We start from the raw sequence: 16,930 nt of genomic DNA, 5'->3' as shown, positions 1-16,930 counted from the left end.
TTGTCTAGAGGTATTATTAATTGATACCTCTTTTTTATTTCTGCTTTAATACTTCCAGTCGTTCCTGATAGGCAACAATGGCATCTCTAAATTTTGCGGCTTCCATAAAATCCAACGCTTTGGCCGCTTGTTCCATTTGTTTACGCGTCTCTCTAATTTTCTTTTCCAGCTCTCCTTTGGTCAAATATTTGGATTCTGGTTCTGCTGCTTTTTTCGCTTCTAATTCGGTACGATAGGTGCTTACAGAATTTTTGGCTAGCACACTATCGAGGCTCTTGTTTAGTGCCTTTGGTGTAATGTTATTCTTTGTATTATAGGCCATCTGTTTTTCGCGCCGGTAGTTGGTTTCATCAATAGTTCTTTGCATGCTACCCGTAATGGTATCTGCATACATAATGGCCATTCCATTTAAATTTCTTGCAGCTCTACCCACTGTCTGGGTTAACGATCGGTTTGATCGTAAGAAGCCTTCCTTATCAGCATCCAAAATAGCAACGAGAGATACCTCGGGAAGATCTAAGCCCTCACGAAGTAGATTAACTCCAACAAGCACATCAAAAAGTCCTTTGCGCAGATCTTGCATGATCTCAACGCGTTCAAGGGTGTCCACATCACTGTGGATGTAACGACAACGAATAGATATGCGCGTCAAGTATTTTACCAGTTCTTCTGCCATTCGTTTTGTCAGTGTTGTCACCAGCGTACGTTCGTCCTTCTCAACTCGCACCTGGATTTCTTCAATAAGATCGTCGATCTGATTAAGACTTGGTCTTACCTCAATTATGGGGTCTAAAAGGCCGGTAGGTCTAATAACTTGCTCCACATAAACACCATCAGACTTTTGAAGCTCGTAATCGGATGGCGTCGCGCTAACATAGATGACTTGATTTTGCAAGGCTTCAAACTCTTCAAACTTTAGCGGTCTGTTGTCTAAAGCCGCGGGAAGTCTAAACCCGTATTCCACAAGATTTTCTTTTCGACTTCGATCTCCACCGTACATGGCATGAACCTGTGAGATGGTAACATGACTTTCATCAACCACCATTAGATAATCATCTGGGAAATAGTCCAAAAGGCAAAAGGGTCTAGTACCCGGGGCACGACCATCCAGATATCTCGAGTAATTTTCAATACCGGAACAATACCCTAACTCACGAATCATTTCCAAATCAAACTCGGTACGTTCTTTTAATCGTTTTGCCTCTAAATGCTTGCCTATGTCTTTAAAATAATCAAATTGCTTAACCAAATCATCCTGAATATTAATGATAGCATTCTGTAAAACATCTGGTGATGTTACAAACATATTGGCGGGATAAATATTTAGCCGATCGTACCGCTCAATCACTGCATTAGTCTGCACATCAAAAGCTTCAATGTCTTCAATCTCGTCTCCAAAAAAGTGAATTCTAAATGCGTTATTAGCATAACCCGGAAAGACATCTACAGTATCCCCTTTGATTCTAAAATTACCATTCTTAAAATCGGCTTCAGTCCTGGAATACAGACTTTGAACCAATTGGTGTAATAGTTTTGTTCTTGAAATGACCATGTCTCTCTCAATAGAAATAACATTTTTTTGAAATTCTATTGGGTTCCCAATACCATATAAACAGGATACTGAGGCGACCACAAGGACATCACGCCTACCTGATAGTAGGGAAGAGGTTGTGCTCAGTCTAAGCTTTTCAATCTCTTCATTGATCGACAAATCTTTTTCAATATAAGTCCCTGTAACGGGTATATACGCTTCAGGTTGATAGTAATCGTAGTAGGATACAAAATATTCAACTGCGCTGTTAGGGAAAAACTGTTTAAACTCAGAATATAATTGAGCTGCTAAGGTTTTGTTATGAGCCAGAACTAGGGTAGGCCGTTGAACTTCTTCAATAACATTGGCCACCGTAAAGGTTTTACCTGATCCTGTTACACCTAGTAGGGTTTGGTACTTATCATTGCTCCTAATGCCATCAGCAAGTTGTGCGATTGCTTCCGGCTGATCACCAGTAGGTTTGAAGTCTGATTCAATCGAAAATTTCATTCTTTAAATTTACAATTTGAATTGGACCTATTTAACGTTTTAAAGAGAAATGCCCAGTAGCGGAGAAGGAAGCTTCACCGTTTTTAATATCTGCCGAGAACCAGTAGTCAGATGCTGGCATGAGACTGCCGTTATAGGTGCCATTCCAACCTTCAGAATCTGAAGTAAGAATAATTAGTAGTTTACCGGTTCTGTTAAAAATTCGAATCTCAGACCCAGGGTAATTGTCTAATCCTGGGATGTGCCAAAGATCGTTTCTACCATCACCATTTGGAGTAAAGAACTTTGGGGCATCCATTACCAGGACAGTTTCAGAGACGGTTGCACAACCGTTAATATCTGTAACGGTGACCGTTCTGTATCCTATGGCAACATCATCAAAGACGTTATTTAATTGTGGTTCCCCAGAATCAAGTTGGAACAGGTATTCACCATTACCAGAAACATTAACAGTGATGGAATTTGGGTCTGTAAAATTAGTCACTTCAATAGAGGTTATAACAGCAGCCTCCGATTCCAGAACTTCAAATGAAATTCTATTGGTACATCCAAATTCTGAACTGATATCAACCCAGTAGGATCCGGTTTCATTTATGGAAATAGCATTAGTGGTATCTCCAGTACTCCAGAGATAATTATCACCAGTGAATCCAGTTTCTGCACTCACAATAAGGTTCCCCTCATTAGTACAAAGAAACTGAGCTGGTATCTCAATAAAAGGTAAACGGTTTACAATTAGATTAAAGCTAGAAAGAACATAACAACCAGTTCGCGTTTGTTGCAGTCTGGCAAAAATAGTTTGCTCATTACCACCAATATAAGTGGTTGGTAATTCGTTTATAACGTCTTCAGCATCTTGTTCAGAGGCATAGAATGTTACTGTATAATCGTCTTCGGGGAGCGCTCCTCGTATGATTGAAGCCTGTTCTGCAAAATTAAAAGGGTACAAGCCATCAAAATCGTCATCACAAGCTACCATATCTGGAGCAGGGTTAGCGACTGGGGTTGGAATGACGTCAATTAGAATTGGATTCACGACGAAACAACCGGTATCAGGATTGGTGGCTCTAACATAAATAACATCTGAAAAACTAAAATAGTTATAAACGGTATCCAAGGCATTTATTTCCTGATTGGCATTTTGCAGTGAGGCATAGAATTCGATAATTGGCGCAGTTGTATTTGGCTGAATAAGCAAAGCCTCTATCGATTCTAAGGGGACGCTGTTGGAACTATTTTCGCAAATTTCGAAAGATCCAATAGCGTTTATTTCAGGTCCAATTTGAATATCAAGGATAAAGGGAACTGATCTGTAACATCCTGTAGACCTGTTAATAACCTTTACAAAAAGCGTTTCCATACTATCAAAACTCTGGTAGCTTTCAGGATCTGGGATCTGATTTACTCCAGCTTCAAGCGCTTCCTCAGTCTCATAGTACTCAAATCCAATATTGTACTGTCGCCCATCCAGTATGTCTAATTCCACATCCCTGAGATCCCAAACCTGATTGGTGTCCCCACCAAAACAAACCGTCAAGGTCTGACCCTCTATCGTTTCGGGAAGTTCAAACACATTGATTATAAATGACGATAATTGATAACACCCTTCGTCATTATCCACTCTAACATATACCGGTTCTGGTGTTATGAAATTAGTGTAGCTATCACTAACGGCATTAGTCATGCTTTCCGCATCTTCTAAGGATCGGTAATAACTAACTGTTTGATTGGAAGGTTGGTTGTTGAGAATTTCAAGAGTCTTTTGAGAGAGATCTACTGTAAATTGACCATTTTCATCCACATCACAGGTCAACACATCAGAAGGTTCATTAAACGAAACCGCTGTTTTCACTTCTAAATTGAAAGCCACTATGTTGAAACAGTCACTTCTTAACTGATTTTCCAGCCTCACAAAGACTACTTGTGGATTGCTTTGGTTCTGGTAAATGGTGTTTTTATCAATAGTATTTAAACCTGATAAAGCATCTTGTTCGTTTTCATAATATGAGGTGATCATGCCCAACTGGCCATTAATCACCGTATCATCCATTTCAGCGAAGATAAATTCTGCACTTCCCGTTGGAGTCGTTTGACAACTTCTAAAACTGTCGAAGCTGCCAATTTGAGGCTCTTCATATATCTCAAGCTCAAATTCTGAAAAGATCACACACCCTAGATTTGGATTCTCAATTCTAACATAGATGGTTCTTGAGATAGCAAAATAGCCATCTGGGCGGTAAATAGCATTCGTGTTGTCAATGGCATCTTCCTCTGTTTCAAAATATGAAATTGTATAAGCGCTTAGGTCATTTGAACTCAGCTCAGGAACAATTTGTTCCAAATCAACCAGTGCCACGCCATTCTCAGTAACGGCGCATACTACCATTGGATCCGGTTCATTAATTTCAATGGTTTCAGCTACATTTACGGTTAGCGAACCAATAGCGGAACAACCAGTGTTGCCATTGATCACTTTAGTATAAATCTGCTGTGAGTTTCCTGTAACGCTAAACGACCCCGATAACATATTCTCCTCATTGATGGCATCTTCCTCTGATAGATAGAATTGCACTATAGGTTCTGGCACATTTTGCACAGCTGCATCAATGAGTCCTTCAGTAAAGACAACGGTTTCTCCAAGAGAATTGGGATCTCCACAATAATCAACCGTTGCTGGAAATAAGCCAAAGGCTGGAGAGACTTGAAGTAGAACGGAACCACCATAAGAACATTCGTTATGCTCAACATTGACAAATAGCTCTTTACTGTTATTAACTACTACATCTCCTGAAGCTAAAATAGGATTCACATTATCGTCTCTGTCTTCAGCGGTGTTATAAAATTTTATGCTAACGTCATAGCGTCCTTTGATGTCCTCGATAATTTCATCAAAACTGAAAACCACTTCACCATCATTGGACGAATCGTCACATTTGGTAATTAGCTTTTGTTCACCAATTAAATTATAGCCGAGATTGGTGTGTAATTCTAAGGCGGCTACCCCTGGACAATCACCAATAGATTCATCTATAATCCTAAGATAGATGGTATCAAAATGTGGATTGCGATTGGTCCATTGCAAAGGTTGTGTTCCAAAAATGGGGTTTTGCTCGAAAATAGCATCCTCCAAATTTGGGAAGGGGTATGTTAAAATGGTAGAATTAGGCCCCCCAACCATTTCGTTTAATTCATCAAGTATTAATTCGAAGGTGGCAAATTCGGTTTCAACTGGGAGGCATAGGTCCAGCACATAAAGATTATCAGTGAGATCGGGTCCAACCAGGAAATCAACAGGAAGGTTCACTATAGAAGGGCAACTAGTTTCCATTTCTTCCACTCTTGCAAAAACCTCGTCAGTCCCTTCAGGAATATCATAGGAGAAAAATATCTCATTTTCTGAATTTATAGCCTCTGCCTCAGTGAGATGAAATGCAACTGTACTTCCAAATTCAAAGTTTGAGACTCTGGGCGCATAAAAACTCAAATTTTCAAAAACAATACCATCTCTAAACGCACCATTACAAATGGGTAATACTAAGCTATTGGCTACTGGGGCAGGGCTGATTTCCAAACTAAAGTTTCCAAGCTGTAAGCAACTCCCGTCCAGACTTTTAATTCTCACGAAAACGTCCTCTATACTCAAGGTGTTTTCATAAATATCTTCATATGGTAAGGTATTGTTTTCCGCATCGGCTTGAGATGGATGATAGCTTATGGAATAGGACTCTGGACTGCCGCTTAGAAGCGCTGTAATTTCTTGAGTCTTCTCTATTAAATTCAATGGTTCAACCCCATCATTGGACATGTCATCACACAAAAATACATCATCAATAGAGGGTGCCTCTAAAAAGGGAAATACTTCAATAAAAACAGAATCCGACAGTGAGCATCCAACTGTTCCTTGGAAGCTTACCTCGACACTGTAAGTTCCTGTCTCACTAACCTGATATGTTGCAGATGAGGCACTTGGTATCATAATACCATCCTTAAACCAAGTGTAAACAGCATCTGGATTTTCGACGTTCGCCTCGAGGGTTACGGTACTTCCGCAGGCGGATTGATCTGGTCCCAGATCAACGGCAGAATTATCATTAAATATTTCTAGAAAAACGGCAGAATCAAAGCGTTCATCAATATCATCTGCAATTATTAATTTAACTGTATAAGAGGTGTTGGGTTGCACATCAAAAGAGGCAGTTAAAGGAATCGTTCTTCCCTTAAAATTGGTGTCACCCACAGCATATCCTTCAAATGCATCAACGTTTAATGCCCCACAGAATCCTTCAATGTTATCTCTTATGGTACTAGTGCCTATAAATTGTTGTGTATCTGGGGTTTTGGCAATATTTACAAATGGATCTGAACTATTGGTTTTTTTTACTAACAGCAAAAATACGTCTGAAAAATTACAAGGATATTCTTGCTGATATTCATCTGAAGCAAAAATGTAATTAAAACTCAAAACGTTTGATGTTGAGACAATCTCAAATTCGATACTGGTAGCATTTAAGGTTTGGGTTAAGCCAATTTGATTTTCAATATCCGATGCAGTGGGCCAACTGATATCCCCAGCACTCATGGACTCTGTTGCGGTTTCATCGGTAATAGCTTGAACGCTTCCGGTTGAAAGGACAATCCCTGATTGAAATGGAAATTCTGATGCCCCTTTAGTGAAAGTTCCAAAACTCTGAAGCCCATTAATTGCTCCATTAACGCTAGAGTTAACATTGGATAACTCTACACAATCGCCAGGAAATAAATTTTGAATAAGGCCTTGCGGATTTGAGACCGAATTGACTTCAATCAACTGAGCATGACTTATTGTTGAACCAATAAGAACTCCCAGGAACATAACGATATGACATATAACCCTCACCACAAGTAGATAGTCAGAAAAATCATTGCTTTTCTCAAAGTTAGATAATTCGGGATGCAATTATAGAGTATTAAGCTGATTAAACGCTTATGGGATCAATAATTATGTTCAATGGTGGTATAAATAAGACTAACGGCGTAGAGCGAAATGCCCTTTAACTTTGAAATTTTCGTTATTCTTAATAACATTGGCTGAGAACCAATAGTCACTGGCAGGCATATTATTACCGTTGTATTGCCCATTCCAGCCATCGCTATCCGAATTAAGAATTGCCATTAACTTACCAAACCTATCAAAGATTGAAATGGAGGTTCCAGGTATTGTTTCGATGCCTGTAATATGCCAGGTATCGTTGTTGCCGTCCCCATTTGGGGTGAAAAATTTTGGTGCGTCGACAACAATGACTGTTCGGGTAACTGACGCACAACCATTATTATCAAAAATAGTGACAGTATGCACCCCCAAACTGACATTCTCAAATATTGGAGATTCTTGCAGTGGGCCGTTATCAAGGCTGTACAAATAATCTCCGGATCCGCTAACCGAAATAATAATGTTATTTGGATCCGAGAAGTCTACTGTTTCAATAACATCTACAAATGCGGATTCTGAAGAAATCACCTCAAAAGTCCTGGTGGTTTGACAACCAAAAGCGGAAGTAAGCGTAACTGAATAGTCTCCGATAGCAGTGATATCAATACTTGAAGTCATTGATCCGTTCGACCAGAGATAAGTTTCACCATCAGCTCCTGTGGAAGCATCAACGGTAAGAAATCCTATATCGGTACAGAGGGTTTGCTGAGGAATGTCAATATTGGGTCGAGGTCGCACGAAAGTCGTGAACGAAACAATGGAGTAGCAGCCAGTAAATGTTTCTTGTAGGCGAATAAATAGCATTTCTTGGTCTGATGCCCAATAGGTAGAAGGAAGAGGGTTGACATCCGATTCTGCATTATCTAGACTATTGTAATATGTCACTGTATGAAGATCGGGATTCAACCCGGTTAAAATTGACATGGTTTGTTCACTAAAATTAAATGCCGCTAAGCCATCAAAATCATCATCACAGGTTTCCAGATCACTTATGGGTCCTGGTATGGGAGCTTCATTGATTATCAGTTGGAAAGGGTGTACAATAAAGCAACCAGTTGTGTTTGCACTTAATCTTAAATACAATACCTCATTTATATTTTGATAAGGATATAATAAAGGCAATGGGTTAGTATTATTATTTGCATTATCAAGAGTATTGAAATAGCTAATAGTTACCTCATTCGTGTTTCCCAAGAAAGCTAGATCACTTACCTCTTGTAAGTTCACTGTACTCTCATAATTACCACAAATTTCATAACTGCCAAAGTCTTCAATTAGTGGTGGTAGATTGACCCGGAGGGGAATTGGGACATATGAATAACAATTACTTATGGTATTGATGATTTTGATATAAACAGTTTCTTCAAGATCTTGATTTATATAATTTGTAGGATCTGAGATACGATTTGAACTGGATTCAAGATCTGATAATGACGGATAGTACTCAATGTCAATGTTGTCCTGTCGAATACTTAACACTTCAGTTTCAACAAGGGTGAGATCCCAACTGATTTGACCATCGTAGTCCGTATCACAATTTTCCAAGCTCGGTGCTGGGTTTATTAATGGAAGTGCGACCACATTCATTTCAAAACCTTCCACCATATAGCATCCCTCCTGGTTTTCAATTCTAGCAAAAATAGGTTCAGGATTTATGGCGTTGGTGAAAATTAGGGGATGGGTATTTGTATTGTTTTCCGCGTCATTTAGAGTGGGATGGAAGGAGACGGAAAGATTATCCGAACCTTCATTTTCAATTTGCAAAATCGTTTCATTAAGGTCGATTGTAGCGATATTATCCAAAACATTATCATTGCAAACGAAGATATCTGAAGGTTGTGAATAAACCGGTAGTGGTCTAACAGAGAGATCAAAGTTTCCAGTATTGAAGCAGTTGGTATCTGTTTCGTTTTCAATGCGGTAGTAAATAGTTTGAGGATTACTATTATTTTGATAGCTAATACTACTATCAATAGGATTGTTCCCAGAGATAGCATCCGTAGGGTTTAAGAAATAAAGAACCCTTTTATCTGATTGACCATTTAGTATCTCATCATCCTTTTCGCTTAGTACAAAATCGGCGATATCGATACCAGTAGTTGCACAATTAACAAACGGAGAAATGTCAGAAATTAAAGGAGAGGTATTCACATATACTTCTAAAAGAACAACTTCATAACATTGGGTCATGTCATCACTTACCTTAATGTAAATGAGGTCGGTTTCGGTTTGAAAGTTAGTACTATTAAGGATGGGGTTTAAATCAGATTCTGCGTCTTCCATTGATAGAAAATATGAAAAACTTAATCCGGTGGTGTTAGACACAATTTCAGTTTCTTTGGATGTCAGATCAACCTGTTCAACACCATTGCCATCTAGGTCGCAAATGGTTAAAGGCGTTGGATTTAAAGGATCAGGTGTGTTTATAATACTGACGTCAATATAAGTGACAGCAGCACAATCAGTAGCCGTGTTTTCAATTCTAACATAAAGTCTTTGTGGGTTAGAAGTATTGAAAATAGTACCTGCAATAGCGTTGTCATTGCTTTCTGCATCTTCCATGGTGTAATAATATAAAACTGTACCAGGATCAATTCCTTGAAGTGCTTCCTGATCAAGATCTGCCAGAATTATTTCTGTTGTACCATCATTTATGGAGTCGTCACAATAATCAATCGAAACTGGATCTACTCGTGTAGCATTGTTTATAAGTAACGTAACTTCTACTGTTGTTGAACAATTTTCACTAGTTAGTTCAGCATAAATAATATCCTGTCCACCAATGACCTGATATGGAAGGCTATCATCTAAAGGATTTGTTTGATTTAACAAATCTGTTGTGTTAGCATACAGTTCAACATTAAGGTTGAGGAAACCTTGAGCTACCTCCTCTTTTACTAATTGAAGGTCAAAATCAGCCACTCCATCATTGGAACTGTCATCACATATATCACTGGTAAACACATCTGAAAAGGCGTTATTCAATAGGTTTACATGAAGTTCTACCGCCGAAATAGTTGGGCATTGCGAAGAGTCGTCCACAAAGCGGATATATATAGTTTCAACATTTGGATTGTCATTTTGATAGTTAGCAGGATTGGAAATTGGATTGATTCCTTGTTCGGCATCTGAATAACTTTGATGATAAGTCACCGTAACATCTGTTAAACCATTAAGCAAATCAGTAACAACTGAGGTCAAGTCATAGGTGTAGGTATCAAATTGTTCATTGGGATCAATACAAAGGTCTATAAATGCACCTGCACTAGGAATATCTAATGCTTGTTGAAAGGTAATGTCAAATGAGGTGGTATTAATACAACCAGTAACGGTATTCTCCAGACGAACATAAATAGTTTCAGAAACGTTGGCATTATCATATGGGATGTTCAATGGAGCCAAATTATCGATTGCATCATTTTCTGTGGAATGATAGCTAACCACAATATCTGGATTGTTCTCACTTAAGCTGGCATCAAAGATGGATAAATCTATAGTCGTGAATTCTTCTTCAATCTGATTTTGGCATGCCAAAACAGGTGGTATGTTAACTGCTGTAGGCAAAGGGTTTACTATTAGATCAAATGTTGGAAAAGCGAGACATCCAGTATCTGAATCCTCCATTCTAACATAGATTGTTTGAGGAGAAGCAATGTTCTGATACAAGGGGTCAATAGGATTAATATTATTAATGGCATCCTCTGAGGTTTCGAAGTAGAGTACAGTGTATGTTGCCGGAACTACGGCATCTAACAGTTCTGATAATTTATCATTAAGATCAAACATTTCCAATCCATCATTACTAGTATCATCACATACTTGAATGTCGCTAATAGGACCTGCGGATTGCTCTTGATCAATGGTAACTACAATAGTATCTTCAAGGACACATGTACCACTGCCTAAAGGCGAATTCACTACCACACGATACGCACCACTTTCATTAACACTTAAAGTGGGTTCTGATGAGCTTACTAGAGCATTGCCATCTAAAAACCATTCATATATTGAAAGATCATTACCGGTATCTGCATTTAGAATAACTTCATTGGCACAGGTACTGATATCTGGTCCCAGATCTACGGTCGCATTAAAACTATTCCCTTCAATAAAAACAGCAGAATCAAATTGCTCGTTGGTATCATCGGCGATAATGAACTTGATAAGATAAGGGGTGTTTGGCTCTATGTTAGCTGTAGCTGTAAGAACGGTAGTTCTTCCGTTATAGTTCGTGTCTCCGATATTATACCCTTCAAAATATTCTTCATTTGAGGCTTCACAGAAGCCCTCTATAGTATCATGAATGGTATTGGTATTGACATTAATATTAGTTCCAGGAATCTTGGCAATGTTTATAAAATTATCAGACGTTCCTGCTCGTTTAATAAGAATAGCAAAACCATCCGAATAGAAGCATGGGTATTCTTGTTGATACTCTTCTGATGCCAGAATATAATTAAACTGAATGGTGTTGACTGCAGAGACAAATTCAAACTCAAGGGTTGTAGCATTGAGTGTATTTGAAATATTCAGTGTGTTTTCAAGATCTGCGTCGGTCCCCCAGGATGGTGTTCCATCGTTTAAAGGGTTGGAAATAAATCCATTTCCAGAAGAGTTAACATTCCCTGTTGTAAGAACTACACCATTAGAGAAAGGGAAATTAGAATTGCCGGAAGTGAACCCTCCATAACTAGATAAACCGTTAACGGCACCGTTATGAGGAGAAGCTATGTTTGAAGTTTCAACACAGTCTGTACCTAATAATCCTTCAACCAAATCTACCAGGGATATGTTGGTATCCGTAGTAATTTGTTGAGCATTTACGGTTGGTGCTATTAAAACCAAAAACAGAAAAAAGAGTCTAATCTTTTTCATTTTTCTGAGGCAAAAAAACCCCCTAATCCTCTATTGAAACTGGACAAGGGGGCTCAAACTAAAAAAAAATCCCAAAAAATGGGATTTATAGAGATGAGTTGTTAAAATCTAAAGGTCAACTACATATAAATAGGAAAAATCTTATATAAATCAGCGCCTTAGAGCAAAATGGCCTGTTACTTCAAAGGCTATTTCTCCACGTTGTACATAAGCTCTAAACCAATAGTCATTAGCTGCTAATCGTGAACCATTAAAAGTTCCATCCCAACCAGGTGTATCCCAAGCGAGTCTAGTGATCAATTTACCATATCGATCATAAATATAAATTTCAGTACCAGGCAAGGTTTCAACCCCCGTAATATGCCACGTATCAAACTGCCCATCGTTATTAGGCGTGAAGAATTTGGGTGCATCAATTACTAAAACTTCTTTGGTAATAGGAGCACAACCATTAAGGTCAATTATTGTTATAATATGGTATCCTAGGGATACGTGTTCGAAGACATTTGATTCTTGAGGCTCTCCATCATCCAGAATGTACAGATAATCTCCAATACCACTGACGGTAATTGTGATGTTATTTGGATCTGAAAAGTCGAGTACTTCCGTAAACTCCACAGTAGCTGATTGGGATTCTGAAACATTGAAATTTTCAGTTGTGGAACATCCATTTACAGTGGTGACCGTGACCCAGAAATCGCCCATTTCTGTAATTTCAATTTCTTTTGTGGTCTCACCAGTTGACCATAAATAGGAATCAGATGTAACTCCAGTATCGGCACTTACCAGAAGCGGAAGGTTGTCGATACACACAACTTGATCACCAATATCTAATATAGGTAGTGGGTTTACAAAGACCATAAAACTTGTAGTCTGATAACAGCCTGATGCTATATTTTCTACTCTAACAAAAATCACTTCTCCATCGGTTGCCAAATAGTTGAGGCTAAGTTCATTTAGGTCTCCGTCAGCTTCGTCTTGAGACTGGTGTAAGGAAACATTGAAGTTATTAGGATTTTGAAAACCTAAGGCCTCACTTAATGTATTGGTCAAGTCAACTTCAAGTTGACCATCGTAATTATCATCACAGACCTCAATGTCATTTGGACTATAAGCAGCAGGTCTTATGTTAACAATTAAGTTAAAGTCATAAATACTGAAACAACCTGTAATCAAATTGTCAACTCTTACAAATAAAGTTGTATTAATACTCGTTAATAAGTAATTAGTATCCAATTGATTTAGTGAGTTCTCAGCGTCTCCTAAGGAATTATAATATGATAATTCAAACTCCACTGAATCAGTTACGACTAGGTCATTTATATCAGTTAAGTTCACATATTCATCCAATTTGGCACAGACCTCATATTCGACAAAGTCGTTAATAGCTGGTGGTGAATTTAAAATCAACTCTAGAGGTAAAATAACATAGCAATTAGATATGGTATTTGTTACCCTGATGTAAACCTCGTTATTATCAATATTGTGATTGTAAGATTGTGGATTTTCAATAGCATTGGATCCAAGTTCGGCCTCCTCTAAAGTAGTGTGGTAGGTTACCACAATATCGTCTTGTCGTATATCAAAAATATCAAACTCAGATGCGGTTAGGTCAAATATTTCAGTTCCGTCAGCATCGATATCACATTGAACTAAGGCATCTGGAATTGAAACAGTGGGTGCCTGGATTACCGTAAATGCAAATGAGGTAATGGATTTACACTCTGTACCGTCGTCTATTCTTGCAAAAATCTGCTGTGGATTGATGGTGTTTTCAAATCCAGAATCAATTGGATTTTCCCCGGATATAGCATCATCTTCGGACAAATGATAGGTGATGAGTTGAATTTCAGGATGACCGTTTGAGATTTCTGCTGATGTGGAGCTAAAATCTATAGGTTCACTACCATTATTACTAATATCATCACAGACGATGATGTTTGTTGGGATATTAAACTCAGGGTTTGTACTTACATATATTTCAAATGAGCCCGTATCATAGCAAGAGGTATCAGTAATATTTTCTAATCTTACATAGATGGTTTGTGGGTTGCTTGTATTTAGAAATGGGTTGTTTTTGTCGATTGCGTTTACTGCATTGTCTGCATCGGCTTGAGTTAGATGGTAGGAAGTTACTTTGCCAATTTGAGAACCAATGATTTCATCATCTCGGGTTGCAAATATAAAGTCAGCAATCCCATCACTAGAGTCTTCACAGATAAGATATTGATTGACAAGACCATTATCTCCAATAACAGGAAACGTATTGACTATGATATTAAGTTCTTCAATACTATGGCATCCAGTGATTGAATTTTCAACTCTAATATAGATAACCTCGGTTTCAGCATTGTAACTATTTAGTTCGGCAATTTCTTCTGCACCGCTATTGGCATCTGATTCTGAATTGTGAAAGCTGATGCTACGATCTTCTGTAGAACTTACTACTTGCGAAATGATGGAGTTTAAGTTTATTTCGAAAAAACCATCAAGGTCCATATCGCAGATAACAATGTCATCAGGAGCCGTAGTTTCAGGGGCTAGTTGTACCACAACTTCAAAGGAATTACTAGAAGAACAACCTGTATTATTGGCAGTAATTCGTGGATATAAGGTATATGGATTTGACGTGTTAGTATAGAATTGTGGTAATGCATTGGTATTAGATGCTGCATCTTCAGGGCTTAAGAAATAGCTAACTGAAAATGAATCATCACCAAATGTCACATCCTCATCAAATTGAGATAAATCTATGGTTGTAAGACCATCTTGGTCTTCATCACAAACGAACAATGTTTCAACAGATTCAAATTCAATTACAGGGTTAATTATCAAATCAAACGCTGCAGTATCTGAACAAGTATCACTATACAAATTGATGTAAATGGTCTGAGGGTTCGAAGTATTAACAAAGACCTCATTAACGTCGATAGGATTAACCTCATTATCTCTATCTTCCTCTGTTAAATGGAAGCTTATAGAAACGTTTGGAAGTCCATTGATAATCGTCTGAGCAATTGAATTGAAATAAAACTCTTCTTCTCCATTTCCATCTTCATCACACGCCCCAAAATTTCTTATGTTGGTTCCGGTTAGTAATAAGTTCGTATGAAGTTCTATAGGTGCATAAGTGAAGCAACCAGAGTTGATCGCTTCAATTCTAATGTAGACTACTTGGACATTCGCTTCAATGTTGGCATATGCCACTTCATTTTCTATGGGATTTGTGTTGTTTTCCACATCCTCAATCGATTCAAAAAATGAAATGTTATATCCTGTTGTGTTAGCAATAACAGTAGGTATTATGCTTGTGAGATCAAATATAGCGTTGCCGTCATGATCATCATCACAGGCGTCAATAAATAAAAGTTCTTCTGAGTTTATGGTTGGCTCATCAATGATGTCAATTATAAAAGATGTTGTATTGTAGCAGCCCGTATTTGGATATAAAATACTTACATAAATGGTCTCCGTCCTATCCGTATTAACATATGGGAGTAGTAAAGGGTTGGTTCCATTCTCAGCATCTGATAAATTGCTGTGATAGTTAACGATTAACTCTGTATTTCCATTGGTAATTTCGTCATTTTTAGAGCTAAAGTCGATGGCAATCTGACCATTTAATTCTGCCGGGGCACATAAGTACATTGGTTCTGGCGTAGAAACTTCTGGTAGCGCTTCAACAACCAGATTTAGAGTTGAGTAAATTATACACCCGCTGTTTAAATCCTCTATTCTTGTATGAATCGTTTGTGGATTGGATGTATTATTAATAGCTGTTTCAATCCGGTTAAGGTTTAATTGAGCATCTTCACTACTATAATGGAATGATATGTCATAATCGGAAGCCATAACAGACTCCAATACTTCCTGAGTTTTACTACTCAAATCAAAATTTTGAATGCCATTGTTGTTAGTATCACATAATATGTAATCTGAAACTGGATCTGCATTTTGAGCGGTATCAATAATTAAATTGATTTCATCGCTTAATACGCATTCTGAATTATTTAGTGGGATTCTAACTTCAACAAGATAAGTACCAGACTCAGAGGCTGAATATGTTGGTCCGTTAGCATCTGTGATTTCTTCATTATTTAGAAACCAAGTATAGCTAGCGTTTGAGTTATTGATATTTCCATCTAACAAGACTTGCGAAGCACATGTTTGAAAATCAGGACCAAGATCTATAGTTGACCCAAAACTATTTCCTTCTATAAAAACTGCAGTATCGTAGTTGGTGTCATTATTGTCAGCTACAATTAATTTAATTTCATATACCTCATATGGCACGATATTAGCAACGGCAGTTAAGACCTCAGTGCGTCCGTTAAAATTGGTGTCTCCCATGTTGAAACCGGCAAAATATTCAGCATTTTGTGCCTCACAAAACCCATTTATCTCAGGTCTTATTGTCATCGTATTTACCGGAGTAGTACTGTTAGGGACAAGGGCAATATTTTCATAGGGATCATTAGTCCCAGCTCTTCTAATTAAAAAGGCAAATCCATCTGAAAATGCGCATGGAAAATTGGCATAATATTCTTCAGATGCAAGTATGTAATTAAATTCTATTCTGTCTGATATTGATGAGAATTCAAATTGAACCGTTGTAGCATTTAGTGTATTACCTATCCCAAGAGCCGCTTCAATTGCTGGATCAGTACCCCAGGCATAATTCCCTGATGTTATAATCCCATTGTCTTGGCCATTTCCAACTCTTGAAACCTCTCCAGATGATAAAACAATTCCATATTCGAATGGGAAATTAGATTCAGCCTTCTCAAAGTAACCATAACTAACTAGATTATTGACACTTCCATTTACAGGGGATGTGACGTTTGTCGCTTCAACACAACCTGTGACAAGGTGGGTTTGAATTAATTGTTCTGGAGTTAAGGTATCATCAACACTTATCTGTTGACCGAAGGTTATTCCGCAGACCAACATAAGTAGGTAGAAGAGGGAGCATTTAGAGCATTTCATTTTAAAGCGGTTAAGGTTTAATATTTCAAGAGATAGATTTGAGGGACTTGCTAGCTCTT

Annotated in this window: 4 protein-coding genes; all 4 read right to left on the bottom strand. The window is 38.0% G+C overall.

Translation table 11 applies throughout. The features are described from left to right. Positions 1–34: 34 nt before the first annotated feature. Positions 35–2,041, bottom strand: coding sequence for an excinuclease ABC subunit UvrB (gene uvrB / locus DN064_RS09970; protein WP_115462501.1), 2,007 nt, complete (start codon positions 2,039–2,041; stop codon positions 35–37). A 31-nt stretch (positions 2,042–2,072) separates the two neighbouring features. Continuing rightward, complete coding sequence (locus DN064_RS09965) at positions 2,073–6,977, bottom strand: T9SS type B sorting domain-containing protein (protein WP_157962281.1); 4,905 nt, start codon at positions 6,975–6,977, stop codon at positions 2,073–2,075. Between the two features lie 69 nt (positions 6,978–7,046). Further along, positions 7,047–11,885: a T9SS type B sorting domain-containing protein gene (locus DN064_RS09960; protein ID WP_115462499.1), complete on the bottom strand. Its 4,839-nt coding sequence runs from the start codon at positions 11,883–11,885 to the stop codon at positions 7,047–7,049. 150 nt (positions 11,886–12,035) lie between these two features. Beyond that, entirely contained in the window at positions 12,036–16,871 is a 4,836-nt protein-coding gene (locus DN064_RS09955; protein ID WP_115462498.1) for a T9SS type B sorting domain-containing protein, read from the bottom strand. Positions 16,872–16,930: the final 59 nt, after the last annotated feature.

The organism is Winogradskyella aurantiaca (assembly GCF_003362725.1).
GTDB lineage: Bacteria > Bacteroidota > Bacteroidia > Flavobacteriales > Flavobacteriaceae > Winogradskyella_A > Winogradskyella_A aurantiaca.
This window is presented reverse-complemented; position numbering and strand designations above follow the sequence as displayed.